Raw genomic sequence first — 25,999 nt, 5'->3', positions numbered from 1 at the left:
TCACCCCCAAGTTTTCGAGTGCTTCATTGCCATCCACCCTCGGATGGTGAGGGAAATGCTAGCACCTAGTGCGAGTAAAAAGTCGCGAAAATCCCCACGCAGCAAGCCTTTCGGAAGGATCACAAGAAAACAAAAATCCCACCGGAGTCGCCTCCGATGGGATTCTGATTTTCACGTCGATACCGTGAAGCTAATCGTGCGCCGACACTGCAAACGCAGTGCACGACGCAATCGATCACGCCTTCAACCGACGCTCGATATCTGCCTTGGTATCAAGCAACGCTTGCGGCAGGTTGTGCTTGAGCGTCTCGAACAACTCGGCGTGGAGCTTCAGTTCGTCGTGCCACGCGGCCGGGTCCATCGACGTGACGTCGTCGAACTGTGCAGGCGTGAACGACACACCGTCCCAGTTCAGATCTTCGTAACGCGGCGTGATGCCGAATGCGTTTTCCACGCCCTGCGCGGTGCCGTCGATGCGGCCCAACATCCATGCCAGTACGCGCATGTTTTCGCCGAAGCCCGGCCACACGAATTTGCCGTCGGCGCCCTTGCGGAACCAGTTCACGCAATAGATCTTCGGCAGCGTTGCGCCCGTCTTGTCGAGATGTGCGCCCGTGTCCAACCAATGTTGGAAGTAGTCGCTCATGTTGTAGCCGCAGAACGGCAGCATCGCGAACGGATCGCGACGCACCACACCCTGCTGACCCGCCGCCGCCGCGGTGGTCTCCGAGCCCATGGTCGCGGCCATGTACACGCCTTCGGTCCAGTCGCGCGCTTCGGTCACGAGCGGCACCGTTGTCGAGCGGCGGCCACCGAAGATGAAGGCATCGATCGCCACACCCGCCGGGTTCTCCCAGTCAGCGTCGATCGACGGACATTGCGATGCCGGTGCCGTGAAGCGCGAGTTCGGATGCGCCGCCTTGCGGCCCGTTTCCTTCGCGCTCTCCGGCGTCCAGTCCTTGCCCTGCCAATCGATCAGATGCCCCGGCGGCGTGTCGGTCAGACCTTCCCACCACACATCGCCATCGTCGGTCAGCGCCACGTTGGTGAAAATCACGTTCTCGCCGAGCGTCGCCAGCGCGTTCGGATTGGTCTTCTCGCTCGTGCCAGGTGCCACGCCGAAGAACCCGGCTTCCGGATTGATCGCGTAAAGGCGGCCGTCCTTGCCCGGTTTGATCCAGGCGATGTCGTCGCCGATGGTCTCGACCTTCCAGCCCTCGAAGCCCTTGGGCGGAATCAGCATCGCGAAGTTAGTCTTGCCGCAAGCCGACGGGAACGCCGCGGCCACGTGGTACTTCTTGCCCTCGGGCGAGGTCACGCCCAGGATCAGCATGTGCTCGGCCAGCCAACCTTCGTCGCGGCCCATTTTCGATGCGATGCGCAGCGCGAAGCATTTCTTGCCCAGCAACGCATTGCCGCCGTAACCCGAGCCGTAGCTCCAGATTTCACGCGTCTCGGGGAAGTGAACGATGTACTTGGTGTTGTTGCACGGCCATGCCACGTCCTTCTCGCCCTCAGCCAGCGGCTTGCCGACGGTATGCACGCACGGCACGAATTCGCCGTCTTCGCCCAGCACGTCGTACACCGCGCGGCCCATGCGGGTCATGATGCGCATGTTCACGGCCACGTACGGCGTGTCCGAGAGTTCGACACCGATGTGTGCGATCGGCGAACCCAGCGGGCCCATCGAGAACGGCACCACGTACATCGTTCGGCCGCGCATGCAGCCTTCGAACAGGCCGTCGAGCGTCGTGCGCATTTCGCGCGGATCGATCCAGTGGTTAGTCGGACCGGCATCCTCACGCTTCTCGCTACAGATGAACGTGCGGTCTTCCACACGGGCGACGTCCGACGGATCGGACAGCGCAAGGAACGAATTCGGGCGCTTGGCCGGGTTAAGCCGCTTCATCGTGCCGGCGGCGACCATCTGCTCGCACAGACGGTCATATTCCTCTTGCGAACCATCGCACCACACGACGCGCGCGGGCTGAGTGATCGCAGCGATCTGCGACACCCAGTCGATCAGCTTGCGGTGACGCACCCACGTGGGCAGATCACGGGTGACGACATTGGACGAGGAGGGGGTATTGAGCGCTGTCGCGCTGCTAGCTTGCGTCATGGGAGTTGTCTCCATGCAGAGTCGGTAAATCGGGGCGAACGTTTGACGTTCGACGCGCGGGCACCGCTGGGCGTCGGGGCGGCGCGCCCGGTTGGGGATACCGGACGAGCTACATTGCACCGACGCTTGCCATGCGCACCGGAAAATTCGGCGCCCACCGGCACGGGCCGCGTGAAAGCTTGAATGCATCGCATCAGATGCGACACACGCGGAAAGGCAGGGGGCAACATGCGCACGGGTAAGTGCGCAGCAGGCGTCTCGCTCACCGGGTCCGACTTGCTTTTGCGGGGTGGGTTCGATTTTTTGCCATCGTGTTTGGGCGGTTTCGCCATGGTTGCCAGGACACCTGCCATACTATGCAAAACGAGGCGTCAGCATACCACCGAGCAAAATACGCCGGTGCTGCGTCGCAACAAGGCTGGCGCGGGTTTTGCCCGATTTATGCCCGAGGTTTGTCAGGCATTCGCCGCACCGATCCAGCCGCGTCAACGACCAGTGCGCCCGCCCCACCAGGCGGCCTCCGATAACTGTTACGTCAGCGCATCGCCCACCAGCCGCGCGCCGAACCGATTACGTTTTGCCATGAAAATTGCCATTCTCGACGACTATCAGGACGCCGTTCGCAAGCTCGACTGCTTTTCCCTATTGGCCGGTCACGACGTCAAAGTCTTCAACAACACCGTCAAGGGCGTCGGCCAGCTCAGTGCCCGCATCGGCGAGGCCGAGGTGCTGGTACTGATTCGCGAACGCACGGCAATCACCGCTCAACTCATCGATAAACTGCCCCGTCTGCGCGTCATCAGCCAGACCGGGCGCGCAGGCAATCACATCGATATCGACGCCTGTACCGCCCGAGGGGTTGCCGTGCTCGAAGGCGTCGGCTCACCCATCGCACCGGCCGAACTCACCTGGGCGCTGATCATGGCCGCCCAACGTCGCATTCCCCAATACGTCTCCAGCCTGAAACACGGCGCCTGGCAGCAGTCGGGCCTGAAGTCGTCGAGCATGCCGCCGAACTTCGGTCTGGGCCAAGTGTTGCGCGGTCAGACGCTCGGCTTGTGGGGCTATGGGAAGATCGGCAAGCTCATCGCGGGCTATGGCAAAGCGTTCGGCATGGAAGTGATGGTGTGGGGCCGCGAAGGCTCCCGCGAAGCCGCCGCCGCCGATGGCCTGCGCGTGGCCGGCAGCAAGGAAGAACTCTTCACGCAGAGCGACGTGCTCTCGGTGCATCTGCGCCTGAATGAAGAAACGCGTCACATCATCAAGCTCGAAGACCTTCAGCAAATGAAGCCCACCGCGCTCTTCGTGAACACGAGCCGCGCCGAGTTGGTGGAAGAAAACGGGCTCATCACCGCGCTCAATCGCGGCCGCCCGGGCATGGCCGCCATCGATGTTTTCGAGAGCGAGCCCATTCTGCAAGGCAACCCGCTGCTGCGTCTGGAGAATTGCGTCTGCACGCCGCACATCGGCTACGTCGAGCACGAAAGCTACGAACTGTACTTCCGCGTGGCGTTCCAGAACATCGTCGACTTCCTGAACGGCGATCGCGCTCATGTAGCGAACCCGGCCGCCTTGCTAGGGTTCGGCCGCTAGTCGCTAACCAATCGCTAGCCACTCGCGGCCGGACGGCGGGACTACCTCAGCGTCTCCAGATGCCGCAGGAACGTCTCGCCATCCTTCTCCCCGAGTGCGTACGCCGGACCCATCATGTCGGGCCGCGTGTAGTCCCAGCTCGAGATAGGCACCGGCTCTGACGGCTGCACATAGAGCCGGTCTTGCCCCGCGTGGTGCTGCGTGAAGATTTGCGGACGCGGATAGCGCCGCGTCACCAGCACCAGCACTTGCCCCGGCGTGGCGTCTAGCGCGTCGACGGGCACGTTATCCACCATGCCGCCATCGAGTACGGCCCGCCCACCACGACGCAGAATCGGCGTGAACGGTGGTGTGCAGGACGATTGCAGCATCAGGTCGGCCAAATCCGCCGTAGTCGCACAATCTTGCGCCCGGACAAACTCCGGCCGGAACCCCAAACTGCGTGCGAGCGTCGGGTGCAGTGTGCGGCGCACATGCTTATCGATGTTGTACGCGACAAGCCCTGCCGCCGTCGCCGATCTCGGCCCGAGCCAACGCGGGATATGCGACACCCCCACACGAATCTCCGGCCCGGCAGCCAGCTTCTCCAATTGACCGTCGTAGATGTCGAGCAACGCCTGACGATAAATCCGGTAGTGCGGAAACACGCGCTCGCGGCGCAGCAGGTTGCCCCAATAGGCGTTCTTACGGTTATCGGCGAGCGCTTCCCGGTAGTAATCCATCACCCACGCCGACGCGCGCATATGCAACATGCACGCCGTGGCCGCCCCGGCCGAGATACCGGCAATCACGCGCGGCTGCAACGGCACGTCGCGTGTCACCCGTTCCCAGAACCCTGCCTGCCACCAGCAGCGATTCCCGCCACCGGCAAATACGATCTGATCGAACACTGTGCCCTCCCCGCCGCACGCTCGTGTCGTGGCGTGTCATGTCATGCCCAAGCGCCCGCCGACGCTTCGTTCAAAGCAACGCGTACGTAGTCGTCGCGTGCGCAGCCATCTTGCCCGACGCATCGAAGATCTCGATCTCGCCGAACACCAAATTCTTCCCCTTGCGCAAAATGCGCGCGATGACACGCAGATCGCCATCGGTCACCGGCCGCATGAATTGCGTGTTCAGCGTCACGGTCGTCATCGGCTGAAAGCCGCCGAGCGCCGCCGACAACGCCACCACCATCGCGGTGTCGGCCACCGCCATGAACGTCTGTCCGCAGATGACGCCGCCGCCATGTTTGAACGCCGCATCGAACGGCAGACGCAACTCGCTTTGCTCCGGCCCCGTCGCCACGATCTGCAAATTCAATTGCCGCACCCACGGAGAAACGAGCTCTTCCAACATCTTCTGCGCTTGCACCAGCTCCATCGCGACCGTCCTTTTCGTTAGCTGCTTAATTGATGACGACGATGATAGCGCCATCCAACCCCTGGGCGCGCCCCAAAACAAAAGCGCCACCCGGTAAGGGGTGGCGCAAGCGCCTATTAGATGGCGCTGATGTCAGTACCGCGTTCGTCCTGCCTGAGCGTGTGATTTTGGCGAACCCAATGAGACTACGAGTCCAAGATCGCCTTGCCCGAACGCGGCACGTTAGCCGTTCGTCTTATCGTGACGAATGCGGTTGCTCTGGTGATTCTCTTTGTGCTGAATACCGGCTTGCTCGCCCGCGCTCACGTGGCCGTTCTGGCCCGCGTGGGCTTCAGCGGTATCGACATGCGCTTGCCCGTGTTCGAGATTGCCGACCTGACGGTTGTTGAGCGTGCCCGCGGCCTGCCCCTGTGCGATGCGCTTTTGCTGATCGACGTTACGTTGCACGTCGGCCTGCATGCGCTCCGACGACTTCGAATTCGGGTTGGCCACCACGCCGTTGCTCTTCAACTGCGAAATCTTCGCGCTTTCGTGGTTCTGCGCGGCAGCGATCCGTGCCTTTTCAGCCGCCGTGTCGCCGGTGTGATCGGCGTGCGCCTGCATGCGATCGATCTTGGCTTCGCCCTTCTCGAGCTTCGACGCTTCCTTCGTGCTCAACTGACCGCTCTTCAGACCGTTCTCGATACGTTGCTGTTGATTGATGTCGCGCGAAGTTTCCGTCGCGGTGCTCTGTGCGAAGGCTTGCCCGGCGAACACGCCACCCAGGGCAACGGTCACGGCGCTCAGAATCAGAGTTTTGCGGAAGTTCATGATGGATTCCTTATTTGCTTGCGCGGAGGGCGGCTGCCTCACCACGTCGGCCCGATGCCGGTCGGGGCTGGCACCGTCGGCGGGATTGCCGAAACGTTTGCCGTGCCCTTAAGCCGAATAACGGGGCCCGCCGTCCGCGCGCCGACAGCCGCCGTGTAACGGCTTAGCCGCAAAAGTAACCGGCTGTAATCGGCATGTCGGGGAGATTTCTCGCTAAGCCCCTGAAAAGGTTGGGACTGCCGCAGACAGCGCGGTAACGATTTGATACAGTGGTGCCGATTTGACCGGCGCGCCACCCTACCCGGCGCACCGACGTAACCTCGAACCCATCAGCCCCCGTTGCGCACATCCGCAAGAAAGGAAGGAGCCTTACCATGCAGAGCACCAAAGACGATCTTGGCAAACTGATCCTGCGTCTTACCCTCGGTATCCTGCTGCTGTTTCACGGCGTGAGCAAAGTGATCAATGGCGTCGGTTTCATCGAAGGCATGATTACCTCGCATGGCTTGCCGAGCTTTCTCGCCTACGGTGCCTATCTCGGCGAAGTGCTGGCACCCGTGCTGTTGATCCTCGGTGTGCTGACCCGTCTGGGCGGCCTGCTCGTCGTGGGCAACATGCTTGTCGCGTTCACGCTGGTGCACTCGTCGCAACTCGGCCAACTGTCGAACACCGGCGGCTGGGCGCTCGAGCTGCAAGGCTTCTATCTGTTCATGGGCCTGTGCGTGATGCTCTTCGGTGCCGGGCGCTACAGCGTGTCGGGCGGTCGCGGCGCCTGGGATTGAGCGTTGGCAGAATGACAGCTTCGCGCCACCCAGCCCCTAAATTTCGGGAACTGTAGGTGCTGCAAACTGTCACGCGATTTTCACAACGGCCCGCCGGTGTCGAGCATTCACGACACCGGCGGGCCGAGTCGTTTCGGAATATTGCGAGAGCGGGCGCTGGTAACGTCAAGTAATACGGCCGTTGCACTTTGCAACTTGTTCAGCGGGGCAATGACTTACTCTGAAACTGCCAATTCCGGCAGTATCAACAGGAGTCAACACCATGCGCAAACTGAAGATCGCCGCAGCGTCGGCCATCCTCGTCGCCACCTCGATGTTTGGCGTGGCCCATGCCGCCGACGCCGCTGCGCCGGCCACGGGTCCGCAAGCCGCCATGCACCATATGCGCGGCGAACACGGTCCGTGGGGGCTGGGCGATATCAAGAAATTGCACGATCAACTGAAGCTCAATGCACAGCAGGAACAAGCTTGGCAGCAGGCCGTCGCCACGTCGAAGCAGAACCGTGATGCGATGCGCCAGAACGGCGAGCAATTCCGTCAGATGATCGCGCAAGCGAAGGATCAGAAGATTCTCGACCTGGCCGGCATGCGCGCCGCCCGCGAGAAGGTCTTCGATCAGAACCGTCAACTTCGCAGCCAGACCGAGGATGCTTGGCTGAATGTGTACAACGGCCTCGACGACGGTCAGAAGACCCTCGTGAGCAACTCGATCAAGGCGCGTTGGGCAAAGATGAAGGCTTGGCACGACAAGGCGATGCAACATCGCCAGATGCACAAGGGCGCCCCGGGTGCCCCGGCAGCGACGCCGCCGGCCGCTCAGTAACAATAAGCGCGAGGCCAGCGCAGCCGGACGCGATAGTCCGGCGCTTCGTGACACGCCCGGTCCATTGGGACCGGGCGTTTTTTTATGGCGGCTTCGCTTACGTCTCACTCCAGATACGCAGCAAGTTGTGATAACAACCGATCAGCGTGCGGCGCGCGGTCTCGTCGGCATCGGACGAATTGAGCCGCTGAATCGCGTTGTCCATATCGAACAGCAACGTGCGCTGCGTGTCGTCCTTCACGAGACTCTGCACCCAGAAGAAGCAGCCCACGCGCGAGCCGCGCGTAATCGCATTGACGCGATGCAAGCTCGTTGCCGGATACAGCACCATATCGCCCGCAGGCAACTTCACCTGATGCGCGCCGTACTGGTCTTCGATCACCAGTTCGCCGCCATCGTATTCGTCTGGACCCGCCAAAAATAGCGTAGCCGACACGTCGGTGCGAATGCGCATACCGCTGCCCGGCTGCAAACGAATCGCGCCGTCGACATGGTTACCGAAATGCATGCCCTCGCCGTAGCGGTTGAACATCGGCGCATAGACCTTGTTCGGCAGCGCAGCGCTGATGAACAGCGGATGACGTTCGAGCGCACCGAGAATCACATCGCCCAACTCGCGTGCGATGGCCGAGCGTTCGTCGATCTGCTGATTCTGTTTGACGGGCGCGCCTTGGTAACCGGCCGTTGCGAGCCCGTCCACCCAGGCGTCGCCCGCGTTATCGAGTTTGGCGCGAATCCAGCGCACCTGATCGGCGCTGAGAACATTTGGAATATGCAGCAACATCGGCGGGCATCCCTCGTGAAATAGCAAGGCGCGAGCCCGGCAGCACCGCCGGCTCGCGCCCCGTATTGTCCGTCATTTTCCGGCAGCCCGGTCGGCGCGGCAGCCGCCCGCTTGCGATGGATCAAGCCCCCGCGCCAGCGGGCCGCGCAGCCCCTGCGATCAGAACCGATACGTGCCCGTGAGCATCGCCGTGCGACCCACGCCCGGCACCGCACGCCCGCCGTCCGACGGAATCAGCGCATCGAAGTAGTTCTTGTTGAACACGTTGAGCAGGTTCAAGCGAATGTCGTACTTCGGCTGGTGATAGGCCACGGTCGCGTCCCAGCGCGTGTAGCCGCCCACGCGAATCAGATTGGTATTCGCGGCATAGCGCATCGACATGTAGTTCATGCCGCCGCCCACTTCCCAATGCCCCAGCGTGTAGGTCGACCACAGCGTGACCGAGTGGCGCGGCGTATTCGCAAGCACATTGCCCTGCGTGCCGTCGTTGGCTTGCAGCACCTGCGAGTTGAGGAACATGTAGCCGCCCATCACCTGCCAGTTCGAGGTGATATGCCCGGTCACACCGATCTCTGCGCCACGAATGCGCACCTTACCGGCGTCGGTGTATTCGCCGCTCGTACCGGTCTGCGTGCGCGAGTTGTTCTGCGTGACTTGGAACAGCGCGGTGTTGATCGAGAGGTTGTCGTCGAACAGATTCCATTTGCTGCCCACTTCGAACGACTGGTTCGTCTCAGGCGGCAGCGCTTGCGTGTTGTTCGTGACGGTCAGTTGTTCGAGCGACGGATTGAACGACGTGCCATACGAGAAGTAGTACGACTGCGATTCGCTCGGCTGATAAATCAGACCGGTGCGCACGCTCGTGTAGTTGACCGTTTGCGTCGCGTAACCCGGCGCACTGATCGTGTTCGAGAGCTGCGCCTTGTAGCGATCCCAGCGCAAGCCGCCGACGATCTTCCACTGCTTGTTCAATTCGATCGTGTCGTTCGCGTAGAACGCCACCGTTTCGGCGCTGCCCTGCGCGAGGTTGCCGACGGTCTGCGTCACGTTCGGCAAGTTCGAGTAATACGCCTGACTATCGGCCGGAATCCAGCCGAGATACCCCGACGCTTGCCCCGCCCCCGTGCGCAGATACGTTTGGTTCTCGTACGTGTCGCGCCCGATCTCGGCACCGGCGATCAGCGTGTGCTTGAACGGCCCCGTGTCGAACTTCTTCACGACATCGGTCTGGTTATAGAGCGACGTGTCGGTGATCTTGCGGTCGTGACTCTGCAACTGCACCCAGAGCTGATCGAGCGAGTACGACGGAATTCCGGCGGTCGGCCCGACAGGCAGCGCCGTGAAACCGCCCGAGCCGTTAGGCACCCCCACCGCGTGCGGCGCCGTTTCGATGGCGTCGATCACATATCGGCTGTATTGCGTCTGGTTGGAGATCTTCAGGCTGTCGTCGACCTTGTGTTCGATCTTGGCCGAGAAGCTCATCACGTCCTGCACCGTGCGGTCGGTCGTCAGGCCGTAGAACTGGTTCTTCTGAATCGGCAGCGGGCTGCCGTTGTAACCCACGGTGCCGTAATCGGGCATGTCGTGGTTATGTTCGATGAGCGCCGACAGCGTGATTTGTGTGGGCGTGCCGATGCCGAGCTTCAGCGTCGGGGCAATGCCGAAATCCTGATTGCTCATCACGTCGCGCGTGGTGTGAATGTCTTGCGCGAAGCCATTGATACGGAACGCGGCCGTATCGGAGAGCGGGTGATTGACGTCGAACGACGTGCGGTAGCGATCGTTTGTGCCGATGGTGCCCGACACTTCGTTCAGCGGCTTCAAGTTTGCCTGCTTGCTCACCTGATTGATGACGCCCCCGGTCGATCCCCGGCCGAACAGCATCGACGACGGACCTTCGAGCACTTCGATCGAATCGAGATAGAACGTGTCGCGATAGTACTGGCCGCGATCGCGGAAGCCGTCGAGATAAATGTCCGTGCGGGCGGTGAAGCCGCGCAAGTTGATGTTGTTGCCGATCTGGCCGCCTTCGGCCCCGCCGATGGTGATGGCCGGTGAATTGCGCAGCGCGTCGGCAAACGACGTCGCACCCTGCGCTTGCATCACCGCCTTGTCGATCACCGTGACCGACTGCGGAATGTCGCGAATCGCCGTCGGCACCTTGCCGCCCACCGTCGACATATCGCGCTGATAGTCGTCGCGAATCGAGTTGCCCGAAACGTTGGTCTGCGGCAGGGCCGTCGCGCCCGCATCCGCCGCCGGGGTCGCTTGTGCGTTGGTTGCGGGTGCCGGTTGCGCGCCATCGGCGGGCGTCGGCGCGCTAGCCGCCGGACTGGCAGCGGCGCTCTGGGCCATGGCCGGCGTCGCAAAGGTAGTGGCGAGCGGGGTCGCGAAAAGGGCCATCATCGCCAGGGCCAGCGGCTTGCGTTGCATCATGATCGGTGTCGTTGTGCGTCGTGGTGAATTGCGGCGCGAATATAAATAGGAATGATTTTCATTACAAGCATCTGAAAGGATGGTAACCCCATGAAATCATGGGATTTTCTGTAATACTCCGTAATACGATTGCACCAACATCGTGCAGTGACGAGGTAAGGCGATGAAAGCACTGCGAATGCTTTTTCGACACTGAGTCGCTATTGCGGCGCGATGTCGCTGCGACACACGGGTTTTCCCTAGAACCACGGACGCAACGGCTGCCGAATTAATGAGCAAACCTGACAGTTTTTGGAGGGTTCTCAACGGGCGCGACGGTTTCGCCTGTCGAGATAGAGGACGTTAGCGATAGAAGCGGACGCGATATCGGCACACGGCATCGGTGGTGAATATCGATATGCGCGGGAAGCGGCTAAGCAAATCGGAATAACTTGTTGGCGCGCCGCCGGGGCATCGCGTTACATGTCGAGCTCGCGCAGTGCGCCTCCACTCCACTCGATATGTCCACGCCAACGAATCGACGCCACTTTCTCCAACGCACCGGTAGCACGCTGCTGGCCGGCAGCGCACTCTCCACGCTGGGCACACTCGGCACCGCCGCCGGGGCATTGAGCTCGCTCACGCATAGCGCCAACGCCCGCGCCGCCGACGCGCCGCTCACGTTGCGCATCGGCTACCAGAAGTCATCCACGCTGATCGTGCTGGCGAAAACACGTGGCACGCTCGCCAAAGCGCTGGCGCCGCACAACGTCACGCTCACGTGGCACGAATTCACGAGCGGCCTGCCGTTGCTTGAAGCCCTCAACGTCGGCAGCATCGACTTTTCGGCCGACGTGGCCGACACCGTGCCGGTCTTCGCGCAGGCCGCAGGTGCCCGCATCGCCTACGTCGCGCGCGAAACACCGTCGCCCGATGCCGAAGCGATTCTCGTGCCGCAAAATTCGCCGATCCGCTCGCTGGCCGATCTGAAGGGCAAGCGGGTAGCGGTCACCAAGGGCGCCGGGGTGCATTACCTGCTGATCGCCGCATTACAAAGTATCGGACTCCGATTCAGTGACGTGCAGCCCGCATATCTCACCCCAGCCGACGCACGAGCCGCCTTTGCCAGCGGCAATGTCGACGCGTGGGTCACGTGGGATCCGTTTTTCGCAAGCGTCGAACAGCAAGATAAAGTCCGCATTCTCTCCACGGCGCGTGGCTTGGCCGGTTATCAGCGCTACTACCTCGCAACCCCGGCATTCGCGCGCGATCACGACGCCGTCCTGCGTGCGGTGTATCAGACGCTGCGCGAGACAGGTCAGTGGGTGCGCACCAACCCGCGCGAAGCGGCCGCCCAATTGGCGCCGGTGTGGGGAGTGGATACCGCCATCGTGGAAGCGGCAAACCGACGCCGCAGTTACGACGTGCAGCCCGTGGTGCGCGACGCGATTGCCGAGCAGCAGCGCATTGCCGACGTCTTCACGCAAGCGGGTCTGCTGCCCAAGCGTATCGACGCCGCCGACGCCACCATTTGGCAAGCGCCTGCCTGACCGCACGAACGTCCCATCGCTGCGGTTGTTGCAAAAACCACGCGTGTGCGCCCCGATTCTCACAATAACGTGCGGATTTCTCGGGTATTGCCGACGAGATTCATACACCTGTTTATACTTGGGCCTGCAACACGAGAACAAAGACGGCCGGAGCCCCCCCGGAACGGCCCTTGGCGTTGTGCCAGATTTGCCCAGCACCGCTCACGCCGGTTCCCGGGTTTGCCGGAAACACACCGTGGGCTGACTGCGCGATAGCCAGGCACGACGACATTATGAAATTCGCAACGTCGGCACTCGCCTCCGGGCGGGCGCCGGCGTTGCCTATTTGCCGTCCAGGGACAATGCAAGCCACCAGATCGCTCTACCTGCTCGGTCCGATGCGGGTCGAACAAGGCAAACAGGCGTGTGCCGTGAAGTACACGAAGGCCCGCGGCCTGCTCGCCTATCTCGCCCTGCAACCGGGCTTTCACACGCGCGGCGCGCTGGCCGACCTGTTCTGGCCCGACGAAGACGGCCAGGGCGGGCGCGACAAGCTCAAGCGCATGCTCTTCCATCTGCGCGACACCCTCGGCGACGAACTCTTCGAGTCGGACCGCCAGGTCGTGCGCCTGCGCCCCGAGACCGGGTTGTGGATCGACGCCCACGTCTTCGCGAGCATGATCACGCAGGCGAGCCGCACGCTCGATGGCGTAACTGGCCTCGATCTCGCCGCCCATCTCCAACAACTGGCCGATGCCGTGGCGCTCTATCAGGGCCCGTTCCTGCACGGTCTGTCGGTGCGCGACACCCCCGATCTCGATCAGTGGATCGAATTGCAGCGCGACGAATACCAGCGCCGCCGGGTTTTCGGCGAGCGCCTGCTGGCCGACGGCTATGCGCGCTTGGGCGATCTCGATCAAGCCCTCGCCCATGCGCGCCAACTCGTCTCGCTCGCCCCCTTCGACGAATCGGGTTGGCAATGTCTGCTAGCACTGTTGTTACGCGCCGGACGCCGCGACGAAGCAGAGAACGAATATCGCCGCTTGTGCGACATCCTGCGAGACGAACTCGGTGAGTTGCCGGGCGATGCGCTCACGCAATTGCTGGAAACACCCCCCGCGCGCATGGAACAACGCGCCACCGGCCCCGAGCGGCGGCAGGTGACGGTGGTCGCCGTCGAATTTGCGCCGAACGGCGTCGACGACCCCGATCAACTCGTGGGTGTGCTGCGTCCGCCGCTGGTGCAATGCGAGACGATTCTGCGTCAGTCGTGGGGTTACACACTGCGCACGCCGACGGGCGGTTTGCTCGGCTACTTCGGCTACCCGACCGCGCTCGAAGGCGCCGGACGTCACGCCGTCGAAGCGGCCATGCGCTGTGCGCAAGCCACCACCGCGCGCGTGAGCATCGGTGTGGGCGTTCACACCGGCATCGTCATCAGTTCCGCTGCCGACGACAGCCCAGACACGGGCGGACGCGTCTCGCGCTCCGCCGTCCAACTCGCGGAAATGGCACAGCCCGGCGAAGTGCTGATGTGCGACGCCACGCAACGTCTGATCGGCGTGGCCCTTGCCAGTACCCCGCACGGCAGCGTGCGCGAGCGCCACGCCAATCGCAACATTGCCGTCTTTCGCGTCAATCCCGACCCGACGCCGGAGCGCCGCTCGCGCCGCCGCGCCGCCATGCTCTTCGGTCGCGACTCGGCCTTGGCCGAACTCGCCGCCGCCCATGCGTGCGTGCGCGATGCAAGCGCCGGCCATGGCGTTGTCGCGCTCGTGATCGGCGAAGCGGGTATCGGCAAGTCAGCGCTCACACGCCACTTCATCGAAACACGCGGCTTGCGCGTGATCGATCTGGCCTGCGCGCAGGATGGTGCCGGCACCCCGTTCCATCCCATCGCGCGCTGGTTGCGCACGCAGTCGGCCACCGAGGCATCGCAATTGCCGCAACCGGCGCTGCTCGCGCACCGGCGTTTGCGTCACCTGTTCGAGTCACCGGCTGAAATCTCCGCGCCGCACGCGTGGAAGCAAGCGGTGCTCGACGAAGCGCCGCATCTGCTCGCCTCGCTACTGCCCGACGACGGCGTGCTGATGCTCGACGATGCGCACTGGGCAGACCCGTCCACGCAGGAACTGCTCGCGCTCATGGCGGAGAACCCACCGGCGGGCCGTTTGCTGATGGTTTGCGCGCGGCCTGAATTCGAAGTGCCGTGGCGGCATACGGTGGCGTTGCGCCGTGTCGATCTCGCGCCGCTCGATGCTGGGGCAGCCGCGTCGATCGTGCGCGCGGCGACACCGCGTGTGGCACTGCCTGCCGCCATGCGCGAGCGCATCGTGCATCTGGCCGAAGGCGTACCGCTGTTTCTGCAAGAACTCGCCCGCGCGACCGCGGCGCAACAGGGCGGGCGCAATGCCACCGGCATGCCCATGCCCGCCAGCCTGCAAGAGTTGATGATGGCGCGCATCGACGCGGCGGGCAGCGCCAAGCCCGTCGCCCATTTCGCCTCGTGCTTCGGCCCCGAGTTTCATGCGGAGATGCTCGCCTCGGCAAGTGGGCGAACCATGGCGCTCGTCGAACGCGCCCTCGATACGCTCGTGGCCTGCGCTCTGGTACAGCGGCAAGAGAGCGGTCGCTACGTATTCCGGCATGCGCTGCTGCATAAGGCCGCCTACGACGCCCAGCCGCAAGAGCGTCGGCAGGACGCGCATCGCCGCATCGCCCTCTCGATGCGCGAGCACGATCCGGCCATCGTTCAGACCGAACCCGAAGTGCTCGCGTGGCATTTCCGTCAAGCCGACGAGCCCGACGCCGCCATCGAGCATTACCGACTGGCAGGTGGTTATGCCACTGGACGGCAGGCGTTCCGCGAGGCCTGCGCGCATTACCAAAGCGCGCTCGACGTGTTGCGCCAAACCGGCACCAGCACCCAAACCGCGCAGCATGAATTGCAACTACGCATGGCGATGGGCGTGCCGCTCGTCTCGCTGCACGGCTACGGTTCCGAGCCCGCGCGTCACAACTTCGAGACGGCACTGGCGCTCGCGCAGCCGATGGGCGACGACGTCGCGCTGTTCCCGGTGTACTGGGGACTGTGGCTCGGCTCGAGTTCATGGAGCGACTTCGACCGCAGCGTCGATCTCGCCCGCAAGCTCATCCTGATCGCAGAACAAGCCGACGCGGCACCGCTGCTCGCCCACGCCTATTACGCGCTGGGCAACAGCCTGTGTTGTCAGGGCGACTTCGGCGGTGCGGTCACGGCGCTCGAAACCGGTATCGCGCATTACCGTGCGGAGACGGCGGACACCGGCCTTGGCGAAGATGCCAAGATCACCGGCCTGTCGTTCCTGTCGTGGGCGTACTGGTTCACGGGGCGGCACGATGCCTCGCTCGCGGCCAGCGAAGAAGCGCTGGCCATGGGGCGTCAGCAGGGTCGCCGCTACTCGTTCTCGTTTGCGCTGGTGTTTGCGGCCATGCTGCGCCGCTTGCGCCGTGAGGTGGCTTCCGCCGAGGCCTTGGCGAGCGAAGCCACGGAAGTGGCCACGGAAACCGGTGTGGCGCTCTGGGCGCTGGCCGGTCAGACGATTCGCGGCTGGGCGCTTGCCTCGCGCGGCGACGTGGCCGGGCTGGAGCGCATTACCGACAGCGTCGGGCGTCTGAGCGAAATCATGGGGGGCGTGGAAGGGATCTTCTTCGGCTTGCTGGTGGAAGCGTGCTCGGGCACGGGCGATATCGCACTGGGCCTACATGCGGCAGAACGCGGCGCGCATGTCTCGGCACGACGCAACGATGGGCATTGGCAGGCGGAATTCCTGCGGCAGAAGGGCGACTTCCTGCGTGCCGGTCATCACCCGGAAGACGCCGTGCGCCCTTGGCTCGAACATGCGTTGCAGATCGCGCGCGCACAAGCGTCGCCGATGCTGACTCTGCGTGCGGCCGTGAGCCTGCTACGCGTGGGCGGCGGCAAAGCCCCGGGAGATGCCGACAGCGCGGCGCTGTTGCGTGAAGCCCTCGACGCGCTGCAAGGCGGTGAGAGTCTCGCAGACGTGCAGGAAGCGCGCGCCATGCTCGCCGATCTTTCCGCGCAGTTGCCCGAGCGGCGCACGGCACGCTGCGGGAGTTGATGCTCTCACCCGTTACTGGCAATCCAGAGCATATGACACGCACTGGCGGGCCTTTGCGGCGGGCTGAATAGCGGCTATCAGGCGCCTCGTATGTCCATGCGGGGCGCCGCCGCTATATTGAGGCGACCGGTGCCCCCAAGCCCGTACACCGAATCCGACATGCCCATCGAATCCTTGCGCGCGCCGGCGGCCAACCCGCTGGCCGCTTCCGACGCTTCTCGTCTGACCGCCAACGGTGCAGCGCTCACGTTAGTGAGTCCGCCACCGGCCATCGCATCGCTCGTCTCGCACGAAGTCGTGGTCTCCGGCTGCGTGAATCGGCGGCATTCGTTTGACCTCGCTGCGCTCATGCGCCTGCCCACGCAGTTGACCGGGCCGCTCGACGTCGTGTGTTTGTCCGGCCGCAAGGTGCGCAGCGCCATCGACTACAAAGGCGTGCGGCTCACGGCACTCCTCGACGTTGCGCGGCTGCGTCTGCCGCAAGCGCGCGACTTCACCCGCGCCTACGTGCTCGCCGAAGGGGCCGACGGATACACCGTCATGTTTTCGTGGCATGAGTTGTACAACACCCCGGTGGGTGTTGGGGCGCTCGTGGTGTATGAGCGCGATGGCCAGCCGCTGGGCGAAGACGAAGGCGGCATCGGTTTGATTTCAACGTGCGATTTGCGCGTGGCGTTGCGGCAAGTGCGCGCACTCACGCGGCTCACGGTTCATCTGGCGGAAACCGGCGCGCGCTAACGCAGCGCGCGACGCGATATCAGGTCGATCAGGTCGTCTTGCGGCGCGGCGCACGCGCTGCAACTTCAGACTTCCCCGCCGCTTTCACCGCCTTCTTCGCCGGTGCTTTCACAGCGGCCTTCGGTGCCGCCTTCGCGCCGCCGATCTCCACACGTTTCGCTGCGGTCTTGCGCGGCACTTTCACCACGGCGACTTCCGGCTCTGCGGCCACGCTTCGTTTCGTCGTCGCACGCGAAGTCTTCACCGGTGCCGTCGCCCCGAGTTGCGAGCGCACGCGCTGCTGCATGTCGGCGATATCCGAATCGAGAATCAACCGCCCGCGCAACTTCCCGTTCATGCGCTTGATATAGGTGCGCGCCTCTTGCATGTGGAATTGCATGAGTTCGCGCACGCGCTGCGCGTCGCCCGCGCGCGCGGCGTCGGTAATTTGGCGATGAATATTGACGTTGGCGGTGCCGAACTTCTCGTGTTCCTTACGCGGTGTTTCGTTGCCGAACACGATCAGTTGGCGAATCATCTCGTTGACGAGTTCGCAGGTAAAACGCAGAAAACTATTCGGATTGGCGGCCGCGAGAATGTCGTGAAAATCGACATCGGCCTGACGCTGACGCAGCAGCTCGCGCCGGTCGTGCGACGCCGGGCTGCAACAGGTCATATTGTTTTCGAGCGCCTCGAAATCGGCCTCGGTGAGATGCGGCACCGCACCGGCGGCGAGCTCCGGTTCGAGCAACTGACGCACGGTATAGATGTCGTCGATGCTCACCTCTTTGAAGAACAGATAGTTCTGCATCAACTGGAACGTGCGCTCGAGCGGCACTTCCACCACCATGCCGCCGCCCGACGGCCCCGTGCTCACCTTGATGAGCCCCTGCACTTCGAGCGACTTGAGCGCTTCACGAATCGTGCTCTTCGACACCGAGAACATCTGCTGCAACTCGATCTCGCGCGGCAGACGATCGCCGGGCAAGAGGTTGCCTTCGGTGATCAGACGCTTGATGGCTTCGGCGACCAGATCGCCGCGTTTCTGTTGTTTGATTTCCAACGGTTCTCGCATCGCTTGCGGATCCAATGCCATGTGGCGCCTCGTTTGGGTCTGTGCCTCGGCGATATTTTTTCCCGATTGACAGTGAAAAGCATTATACCTACGATCAAATTCATCCTATTTATCATAATAAATATGACCGATAGGGATAAGGCCCCGGACGTCGCATTTCGTCGTTGCCAGGTTGCTGCCTGACCGGAGCGTGACGCGCTGCACGTTTGCACCCCATGAACGATTGCTCCCCTTCATTGGAGACCATCTTGAATCGTCGTGAACTGTTGAAGCTCGCCGCCGCTGCGTCTCTGCCTGGCTCCCTACTCACCACCCGCGATGCGTTCGCGCAGGCCTCCGGCGCCATTCAACTGGCGTGTCCGGTGCCGATGTCGGGCCCCTTTGCCGCCAACGGCAAGTTCGCCGATCTCGGCATGAAGCTCATCGTCGAGCAGTACGGCAAAGTGCTCGGCCGACCGCTCGCCTACACCACACTCGATACCGAAGGAAAACCCGCGACGGCCATTCGCCGTGTGCAGGAAATCGCCCAGCAAAAGGGCGCACGCTTCTTCGCCGGCGGCATTCTGTCGTCCGAAGCCCTCGCCATGGGCAAGGAAGCCGAGAAGGCTGGCGGCATTTTCATCACCACGGCAGGCGCCGACGAAATCACCGGCAAAGACTGCAACAGCGCGACCTTCCGCTGGTCGGTGCCCACCTTCGGCGCCATCGAACAAACCGTGCGTCCGCTCATCGACGCGCATCCCAAAGCGAAGCGCTGGTACACCATCACGCCGCAATACGTCTTCGGCGACGGGCTGCTCACCGCCGCGAAAAACATCTTCAAAGAGAAGGGCATCGAGCACGTGGGCAATAGCTACCACTCGCTCACCGAGAAGGAATTCTCGGGCTATCTCACCAATGCTGCGGCGGCCAAGCCCGACGTGCTGCTCATCCTAAATTTCGGTTCGCAATCGTCCGACACGCTACGTCAGGCCGTGAGCTTCGGCATGAAGAACAACTGCGTAATCCTGATGGCGTGGGCCTCGGGGTTGGAACAGTTCGAGACGCTCGGTGCCGACTTGTGCGACGGCGTCTATTTCGGCGCGCAGTACTGGCATGCGGTCGCGTCGCCGCTCAACCTCGACCTCGTCAAGCGCACGCAAGACCGCTTCAAGCAAAACCCGAACTACAGCCTCGCGGGCTCGTACATCTGCACCAAGCTCATGCTCGACGCCATGGTCAAAGCGGGCAGCGCCGATCCGAAGGCGGTGATCGCGGCGATGGAAGGCATGAAGTACGACGGGCTCACCGGGCCGGAAGAGATTCGCAAGGGCGACCACCAGGTGCTCAAGAATTACTACCTGCTCAAGGGCAAGGCAAAGTCGAAGATGAAGAACGCCGACGACTACGCCGACATCGTGAGTGCAGGCAAGTCGTTCCTGCCGCTCGACAAGACCGAGTGCAAGATGGCTTGAGTCGCGCCAGCGCGCACTCAGTTGCTGCCGTTCGCGGGGACGCGTTTCGCTGTCCCCGCCTCTGTCGTCCGCGCGATGCGTCACCGTACGCTCGCGCGGCGGACCACGTCCACTCAAGCTCTTCGGGACGCGCATGAACGTTTATTTGCTGCAAGTCATCAACGGCGTCGGCATTGGCATGCTGTACTTCCTGCTCGCCGTCGGGTTATCGATCATCTTCGGCCTGTTGCGCTTCGTGAACTTCGCGCACGGTGCCTTCTATCTGCTCGGCGCTTACTTCTGCTTTCAGGCGATGCAATGGGGTATGTCGTTCTGGCTCGCACTGATCGTCTGCCCCATCGTCGTGGGTGCCGTCGCGTGGATTGCCGAAAAAGTTCTGCTCTCGCACATCTACGAAAAGCCGCATGAATTTCACATTCTCGTGACGGTCGGGCTTGCGCTCGTCGTGCAGGAACTCGTCATCATTGTGTGGGGTCCGCTCGGCGACAACGTCCCCGTACCGGCCGCGTTGGACGGCGTGGTGATGTGGGGCAGCTTCATTTATCCGAAATACCGGCTCTTCCTGATCGGCTTCACTGCCGTCTTCGCCGCCGTGCTCTGGTGGCTGCTCGAAGGCACCCGCCTGGGCAGCGCAGTGCGCGCGGGCAGCGAGTCGTCGGAGATGGTGTCGTTGCTCGGCATCAACGTGTTCCGCGTGTTCAGTCTCGCGTTTGCGCTCGGTGCGGGCACGGCGGCACTCGCTGGCGTGCTGGCGGCGCCGGTGCGTGGCGTCGAGCCCTTCATGGGCATCGAGGCGTTAGGCATTGCGTTCGTCGTCGTGGTGATCGGCGGCATGGGCAGCTTCGCCGGCGCGCTGGTCGGCGGCCTAGTGATCGGTATCGTGCAGAGCTTGATGAGCACGATCTGGCCGGAAGGCGCGCGCCTGATGATCTATGTGGCGATGGCGGCGGTGTTGCTCATGCGCCCGCACGGCCTGCTCGGGAGGGGATGATGTTGGCACGTTACCGTTTTTGGCTGCTGGCGGCGGCCGTCACGCTGATTCTGCCCGCGACACTCTCGTCGGGCACGCTCGCCACCGAAGTGCTCGTCTACGCGCTCGCGGTGCTGGGCTGCAATTTGCTGCTTGGCTACACGGGGCTGCTGTCGTTCGGTCAGGGCATCTTCTTCGGCCTCGGCAGTTACACACTGGGCATTTTGCTCACGCGCACGTCGCTGCCGATGCCGGTGGCCGTCATCGCGGCCATCGTGCTCGGTGCGTTGATCGCGGCGGTGGTCGGCAGTTTTGCCATCCGGCAGAAGGGCACCTATTTCGTGATGCTCACGCTGGCTTGCGCGCAAATGTTCTACTTCGTCGCCTATACGGCGACCGACTGGACCGGTGGCGACAACGGTCTGCTCGACATCCCGCGTAAGTCGCTCACTGTCGGCGATCAGACGCTGATTCCGCTGACGACGCCGTGGCAGTACTACACCTTCGTTGCGGTCATCTTTTTGATCGTGTTTGCCGTGCTGCTTCGCGTGGCCGACTCGGTGTTCGGGCGCACGTTGCTCGCCATTCGCGACAACGAGACGCGTGCGGCGGCGATCGGCTATCACGTGAAAACCTTCAAGCTCGTGGCGTTTGCGATCTCGGGTGCGGTCACGGCACTGGCCGGTGCGCTGCACGCGCTGATGACGGGCATCGCGCCGCTCTCGAACATCGAGTACCACACGAGCGAGATGATTCTGGTGATGACGGTCATCGGCGGCACGGGCAACCTGTTCGCATCGGTACTCGGCGCAGCGTTCTACGTGTTGGCCGCCGATTGGCTCTCGACGCTCTGGCCGCGCTGGCTGCTGCTGCTCGGTCTGCTGCTTATCGCCGTGAGCCTGTTCATGCATCGCGGCCTGTGGGGCGTGGGCGAGTCGCTGTGGTATCGCCTCGGCGGCAAACGTCGCGACGCCGATGGCGACGCGGCCGAGCCCAGCAAACTGGATACGCAGGGAGACCCGACATGAGCGAAGCCCTCATCGAAGCCGCTGGCATCGTCAAGCGCTACGGCAAGTTCACGGCCCTGCATGGTGTCGACCTGCGGGTCGCACCCCGCACCGTGCACTCTGTCATCGGCCCGAACGGCGCGGGCAAGACGACGCTGTTCCACATGCTGACCGGCACCGTGCCGGTCTCGGGCGGGCGCATCTTGTTCGACGGCCATGACGTCACCACCGAAGCCGACTACCGGCGCGTGCAGCGCGGCATCGCCCGTTCGTTTCAGGTCACCGCCTTGTTTCAGAATCTGTCGGTGCGAGAGAACTTGCGCCTAGCGGCCCTCGGCGTCACGCCAAGCCGTGCGCTGTCGTGCTGGCGCAAGGCGGATGGCCCGCGGGCCTGCGCTTCGGTTGTCGACGATGTGCTGACCCGCCTTGCGCTCACGCGCCACGCCAACACCGCAGCGGGCGCGCTCTCGCACGGTCAGCAGCGCAGGCTTGAAGTGGGTATGGCGCTCGCCGCACGTCCTAAGGCGATTTTTCTCGACGAGCCGACCTCAGGCATGGGGATCGACGATCTCGACGACATGAAGCAACTCATTCGCGGGCTGCGCGACGATCACACGGTCGTGCTCATCGAGCACAACATGAACATCGTGATGGACATCTCCGACACGATCACCGTGATGCAACAGGGCCGCGTGCTGGTCGAAGGCAAGCCCGACGCCATTCGCGCCGACGAGCGCGTGCGCGCCGCCTACCTTGGCAACATGATCACCGGAGGCCGCGCATGATTCTCGACGTCGCAGGCGTTCATAGCTATTACGGCAAGAGCCACATCCTGCAAGGCGTGTCGTTGACGGTCGGTGACGGCGAGCTCGTCACGTTGCTCGGGCGCAATGGTGCAGGCAAATCCACCACACTCAAGACCATCGCGGGCGTCGTCACGCCGAAGGCGGGCAGCATCTCGTTTCTCGGCAAACCCGTCGCGGGTCAGCCCGCGCACCGCATTGCTGCGCGCGGCGTGTGCTTCGTGCCCGAGCATCGCGGCATCTTCAAGCTGCTCACTGTCGAAGAGAACCTGAAGCTCGGTGCGTGCCGCGATTCGCCGTGGCAGCTCGCGGACATTTACCGGATCTTTCCGCGCTTGCAGGAACGCCGCAAGAACGGCGGCGCGCAGTTGTCCGGCGGCGAACAGCAGATGCTCGCCATCGGCCGTGCGCTGATGAATCACCCGCGTCTGCTCATGCTCGATGAACCGGTCGAAGGTCTCGCACCGGTGATCGTCGAAGAGATCGTGGCCCAGTTGAAGCTCATCAAGCAGGCGGGCGTCGCGATCTTGCTCGTGGAACAGAATTTGGAAGTCTGCACGCAGCTTGCCGACCGACATTACATCGTTGAACAGGGCGTGATCGTCTATGGCGCGGACAACGCCGCATTCCTCGCCGACGAAGTGGTGAAAGATCGCTACTTGGGCGTCGGTGTGGCCTGACGGCTAACGCCTGCCCCCTAACGACACGCCATCGAATCCGGCGCGCGCCGCTCCGCCGCACAGCGCACGCGCCATTGTGCCAATGCGTCCGTCCGCGAGACGGACGCCTCAAAGGACTGATGAATCATGGAACGTCTCGATCCAAAGGCTGCCGCAGTGCGCGTCGACGGCGCGCGCCTGTGGGACAGCCTCATGCAACTCGCCAACATCGGTGCGACCGCCAAGGGCGGCGTGTGCCGTCTCGCGCTGACAGACCTCGACCGGCAAGGGCGCGATCTGTTCGTGAAGTGGGCCACCGAAATCGGCTGCACGGTGCGCGTCGATGCCATCGGCAACATCTTTGCGCGTCGCGCCGGGCGCAACCCTTCGCTGCCCCCGGTGATGACGGGCAGCCATATCGACACGCAACCCACCGGCGGCAAATTCGACGGCAACTACGGGGTGCTCGCTGGGCTGGAGGTGCTGCGTACCCTCAACGACCACGGCATCGATACCGAAGCGCCGCTCGAAGTCGCCGTCTGGACCAACGAAGAAGGCTCGCGCTTCGTGCCGGTGATGATGGGCTCCGGCGTCTACGCGGGGGCATTCACGCTCGATCACGCGCTGGTGCAAAAAGATCACGATGGCGTGAGCGTGGCCGAGGCGCTTGCCGCGATTGGCTACGCCGGACCGGAATCGGCCGTGGGTCAGCCGGGTGCCGTCGGCGCGTATTTCGAAGCGCACATCGAGCAAGGGCCGGTGCTGGAGGCGAATGGCAAGACGATCGGCGTCGTGCAAGGCGCGCTTGGACAGCGCTGGTACGACGTGATCGTCACGGGCATGGAAGCGCACGCAGGCCCCACGCCGATGGAGCTGCGCCGCGACGCCCTGCTCACGGCTGCGCGACTGATTCAGGCCGTCAATCGCATCGCCTGCGAGCATGCACCGCACGCGCGCGGTACCGTGGGCTGGGTCGACAACTACCCGAACTCGCGCAACGTCATTCCCGGACGCGTGAAGCTTTCCGTCGATCTGCGTGCGGCCGACGACGCCACGCTCGATGCGCTCGACGCAAAGCTGCGCGCCGAATGCGCGGCACTCGCGACTCACGACATCGATGTCGCGATTGAGCAGGTGGTGTACTTCCCGCCGCAACCGTTTGCGCCCGAGTTGGTCGAGGCCATCCGTAGCGGCGCGCAAGCGCTCGGTCTGTCGTCGATGGATGCGATCAGCGGCGCGGGTCACGACGCCGTGTATCTCGCACGCGTTGCGCCGACGGCCATGATCTTCGTGCCGTGCAAGGACGGCATCAGCCATAACGAGATTGAAGACGCGGACCCCGTGCATCTGGAGGCAGGCTGCAATGTGCTACTTCAGGCCATGCTGCAACGCGCAGGAGGTGCCGCATGAAAGTGATGATCGCCCGCATGAATCACGAGACGAATACGTTCTCGCCAGTGCCCACGCCGCTGGAAGCGTTCGGCAATCACGGGCCGACTTACGACAGCGAGGCGTATCGCGATAACAAGGGCATGCGCACGGCGATGTCCGCGTTCATCGATCTGGCCGAAGCGGCAGGCGCAGAGATGGTCACGCCGGTGTCCGCCAGCGCTAACCCGAGCGGCCCGGTTGCAGCCGCGGCGTATGACGAACTGTGCCGTCGCATCGTGGCGGCCGTGACGGGTGGAACGGGTGGAGCGGGCGTCGATGCCATCTTGCTCGACCTGCATGGCGCGATGGTGGCCGAGAACAGCAACGACGGTGAGGGCGATCTGCTCGAACGCGTTCGCGCTGCGGCCCCCGGCACACCGATTGCCGTGGCGCTGGATCTGCACGCTAACGTCACGCAGAAGATCGCGGCGAATGCCGATATCGTGGTCGGTTTCAAGACCTATCCACACGTCGACATGTATGAAACGGGCGAGCACGCGGGGCGTCTGTTGTTCGACATGCTGGCCGGTAAGCGCCGCCCGCGTGTGGTGTGGCAACAGCCGCCGTTAATGGTGCATTCGCTGCGCAGCACGAGCCACGGCGGCGCGATGAAGCGCGCACTGGACGCCGCACGCCGCGCGGAAGCCGAGGAAGGCATTCCGGCGGTGTCGGTGTTCTCGGGTTTCTCGCTGGCCGACATTCCGGCACCGTGTATCAGCATCGTGGTCACGGCAGATGAAGGCGATGACGGCGTTGCGCGTGCGCAAGCGGTCGCTGATCGTATTGCGAAGCAGGCATGGGACGAGCGCGACGGTTTCGTCTACAACAGCGCGCCGCTGGACGACTCGATTGCCGAAGCGAAGCGCTTGGCGCAGGGCGCGGACAAACCGGTGCTATTGCTCGACCACAGCGACAACTGCATGTCGGGCGGAACGTGCGACACGATGGATGTGCTTGAGGCGGCACTGGCGGGTGGACTCACCGGCATCGGCGTCGGGCCGATATGTGACCCAGAGGCAGTCGCGTTGCTCATTGCGGCTGGCGAAGGGGCGGAAGTGACGCTTGCTGTCGGCAATAAGCGGGCGATGCCGCAGTTGGGCATCACCAAAACGCCGCCGGTCCTCACGGGGATCGTGCGCAGGATCAGCGACGGCGAATATGTCGTCACTGGGCCGACCTATACGGGACAGCGTTGTTATATGGGCCGCACGGTGCTGTTCGACATCGGCACGGCGCGCATCGTGGTGACGGAGCGCACGCACGAGCCGTGGGATCACGGCGTCTTCACGTGCGTGGGGCTCGATCCGCGCGGCGAGCGCTTCTTGCTGCTCAAATCACGCATGTACTGCCGCCCGGTGTTCGTGCCGATCTCGGCAGGGTTGGTGGAATGCGACAGCAATGGCGTGACGAGTTCGAACTACGCCCTATTCCCGTTCTCGCGCGTAAATCGTCCGGTGTATCCGCTGGATCGAGAGACAGGTTTCGACGTTTGAGCGGCTAACGCACGCGCACGCGGATGGCGCCTAAGGAGCGCTCGGATCAGCA

At 63.4% G+C, this 25,999-nt stretch carries 20 protein-coding genes; 13 read left to right on the top strand and 7 right to left on the bottom strand.

What is annotated here, in order from left to right; genetic code table 11:
- Positions 1–235: 235 nt before the first annotated feature.
- Positions 236–2,119 (bottom strand): phosphoenolpyruvate carboxykinase (GTP), encoded by a 1,884-nt coding sequence (locus PPN31114_RS11130; RefSeq protein ID WP_246182511.1) that lies wholly within the window; start codon positions 2,117–2,119, stop codon positions 236–238.
- A gap of 582 nt (positions 2,120–2,701) precedes the next feature.
- On the opposite strand from PPN31114_RS11130, the gene PPN31114_RS11125 reads away from it, so the two are divergent.
- Positions 2,702–3,712, top strand: coding sequence for a D-2-hydroxyacid dehydrogenase family protein (locus tag PPN31114_RS11125; RefSeq protein ID WP_150679576.1), 1,011 nt, complete (start codon positions 2,702–2,704; stop codon positions 3,710–3,712).
- A 41-nt stretch (positions 3,713–3,753) separates the two neighbouring features.
- Here the strand turns inward: PPN31114_RS11125 and PPN31114_RS11120 are convergent, their stop codons facing one another.
- The 3 genes from PPN31114_RS11120 to PPN31114_RS11110 form a co-directional block, all read right to left on the bottom strand.
- Complete coding sequence (locus PPN31114_RS11120; protein WP_150679575.1) at positions 3,754–4,602, bottom strand: patatin-like phospholipase family protein; 849 nt, start codon at positions 4,600–4,602, stop codon at positions 3,754–3,756.
- Between the two features lie 70 nt (positions 4,603–4,672).
- Positions 4,673–5,074, bottom strand: coding sequence for a PaaI family thioesterase (locus PPN31114_RS11115; protein WP_150679574.1), 402 nt, complete (start codon positions 5,072–5,074; stop codon positions 4,673–4,675).
- A 222-nt stretch (positions 5,075–5,296) separates the two neighbouring features.
- Positions 5,297–5,884 (bottom strand): hypothetical protein, encoded by a 588-nt coding sequence (locus tag PPN31114_RS11110; protein ID WP_150679573.1) that lies wholly within the window; start codon positions 5,882–5,884, stop codon positions 5,297–5,299.
- Between the two features lie 374 nt (positions 5,885–6,258).
- Between PPN31114_RS11110 and PPN31114_RS11105 the strand changes: the two genes are divergently transcribed.
- Both PPN31114_RS11105 and PPN31114_RS11100 read left to right on the top strand, forming a co-directional pair.
- Positions 6,259–6,666 carry a DoxX family protein gene (locus tag PPN31114_RS11105; RefSeq protein ID WP_150679572.1) on the top strand — a complete coding sequence of 136 codons (408 nt, stop codon included), beginning with the start codon at positions 6,259–6,261 and terminating at the stop codon, positions 6,664–6,666.
- 262 nt (positions 6,667–6,928) lie between these two features.
- Positions 6,929–7,489 (top strand): Spy/CpxP family protein refolding chaperone, encoded by a 561-nt coding sequence (locus PPN31114_RS11100; protein ID WP_150679571.1) that lies wholly within the window; start codon positions 6,929–6,931, stop codon positions 7,487–7,489.
- A gap of 97 nt (positions 7,490–7,586) precedes the next feature.
- On the opposite strand, the gene PPN31114_RS11095 is transcribed toward PPN31114_RS11100, so the two are convergent.
- Positions 7,587–8,273, bottom strand: coding sequence for a Fe2+-dependent dioxygenase (locus PPN31114_RS11095; RefSeq protein WP_150679570.1), 687 nt, complete (start codon positions 8,271–8,273; stop codon positions 7,587–7,589).
- A gap of 159 nt (positions 8,274–8,432) precedes the next feature.
- Complete coding sequence (locus PPN31114_RS11090) at positions 8,433–10,709, bottom strand: TonB-dependent receptor (RefSeq protein WP_150679569.1); 2,277 nt, start codon at positions 10,707–10,709, stop codon at positions 8,433–8,435.
- A gap of 500 nt (positions 10,710–11,209) precedes the next feature.
- Here PPN31114_RS11090 and PPN31114_RS11085 point away from each other — a divergent pair, with 500 nt between their 5' ends.
- The 3 genes from PPN31114_RS11085 (at position 11,210) to PPN31114_RS11075 (ending at position 17,076) form a co-directional block, all read left to right on the top strand.
- The gene (locus PPN31114_RS11085; protein ID WP_150679568.1) at positions 11,210–12,238 is read left to right on the top strand and encodes an aliphatic sulfonate ABC transporter substrate-binding protein; all 1,029 of its coding nucleotides are present in this window, start codon (positions 11,210–11,212) and stop codon (positions 12,236–12,238) included.
- Between the two features lie 341 nt (positions 12,239–12,579).
- Complete coding sequence (locus PPN31114_RS11080) at positions 12,580–16,338, top strand: AfsR/SARP family transcriptional regulator (RefSeq protein ID WP_174987946.1); 3,759 nt, start codon at positions 12,580–12,582, stop codon at positions 16,336–16,338.
- A gap of 159 nt (positions 16,339–16,497) precedes the next feature.
- Positions 16,498–17,076: a molybdopterin-dependent oxidoreductase gene (locus PPN31114_RS11075; RefSeq protein ID WP_174987943.1), complete on the top strand. Its 579-nt coding sequence runs from the start codon at positions 16,498–16,500 to the stop codon at positions 17,074–17,076.
- A 28-nt stretch (positions 17,077–17,104) separates the two neighbouring features.
- Here the strand turns inward: PPN31114_RS11075 and PPN31114_RS11070 are convergent, their stop codons facing one another.
- On the bottom strand, positions 17,105–18,151 hold the full coding sequence (locus PPN31114_RS11070) for a FadR/GntR family transcriptional regulator (protein WP_174987940.1): 1,047 nt from the start codon (positions 18,149–18,151) through the stop codon (positions 17,105–17,107).
- 227 nt (positions 18,152–18,378) lie between these two features.
- On the opposite strand from PPN31114_RS11070, the gene PPN31114_RS11065 reads away from it, so the two are divergent.
- The 7 genes from PPN31114_RS11065 to PPN31114_RS11035 all read left to right on the top strand — a co-directional run bounded on the left by PPN31114_RS11065 (position 18,379) and on the right by PPN31114_RS11035 (position 25,947).
- Positions 18,379–19,584 (top strand): ABC transporter substrate-binding protein, encoded by a 1,206-nt coding sequence (locus PPN31114_RS11065; RefSeq protein WP_150679565.1) that lies wholly within the window; start codon positions 18,379–18,381, stop codon positions 19,582–19,584.
- A 133-nt stretch (positions 19,585–19,717) separates the two neighbouring features.
- Positions 19,718–20,575 (top strand): branched-chain amino acid ABC transporter permease, encoded by an 858-nt coding sequence (locus PPN31114_RS11060; protein ID WP_150679564.1) that lies wholly within the window; start codon positions 19,718–19,720, stop codon positions 20,573–20,575.
- Positions 20,575–21,582 (top strand): branched-chain amino acid ABC transporter permease, encoded by a 1,008-nt coding sequence (locus PPN31114_RS11055; protein WP_150679563.1) that lies wholly within the window; start codon positions 20,575–20,577, stop codon positions 21,580–21,582. The genes PPN31114_RS11060 and PPN31114_RS11055 overlap by 1 nt, the downstream gene beginning before the upstream one ends.
- Positions 21,579–22,346 carry an ABC transporter ATP-binding protein gene (locus tag PPN31114_RS11050; protein ID WP_150679562.1) on the top strand — a complete coding sequence of 256 codons (768 nt, stop codon included), beginning with the start codon at positions 21,579–21,581 and terminating at the stop codon, positions 22,344–22,346. Before PPN31114_RS11055 ends, PPN31114_RS11050 begins: the two co-directional genes overlap by 4 nt.
- The gene (locus PPN31114_RS11045) at positions 22,343–23,044 is read left to right on the top strand and encodes an ABC transporter ATP-binding protein (protein WP_150679561.1); all 702 of its coding nucleotides are present in this window, start codon (positions 22,343–22,345) and stop codon (positions 23,042–23,044) included. The genes PPN31114_RS11050 and PPN31114_RS11045 overlap by 4 nt, the downstream gene beginning before the upstream one ends.
- 126 nt (positions 23,045–23,170) lie before the next feature.
- Complete coding sequence (locus PPN31114_RS11040; RefSeq protein ID WP_150679560.1) at positions 23,171–24,433, top strand: Zn-dependent hydrolase; 1,263 nt, start codon at positions 23,171–23,173, stop codon at positions 24,431–24,433.
- Positions 24,430–25,947 (top strand): M81 family metallopeptidase, encoded by a 1,518-nt coding sequence (locus tag PPN31114_RS11035; RefSeq protein ID WP_150679559.1) that lies wholly within the window; start codon positions 24,430–24,432, stop codon positions 25,945–25,947. The genes PPN31114_RS11040 and PPN31114_RS11035 overlap by 4 nt, the downstream gene beginning before the upstream one ends.
- Positions 25,948–25,999: the final 52 nt, after the last annotated feature.

The organism is Pandoraea pneumonica, assembly GCF_902459645.1.
GTDB classification, from domain to species: Bacteria; Pseudomonadota; Gammaproteobacteria; order Burkholderiales; family Burkholderiaceae; genus Pandoraea; species Pandoraea pneumonica.
This window is presented reverse-complemented; position numbering and strand designations above follow the sequence as displayed.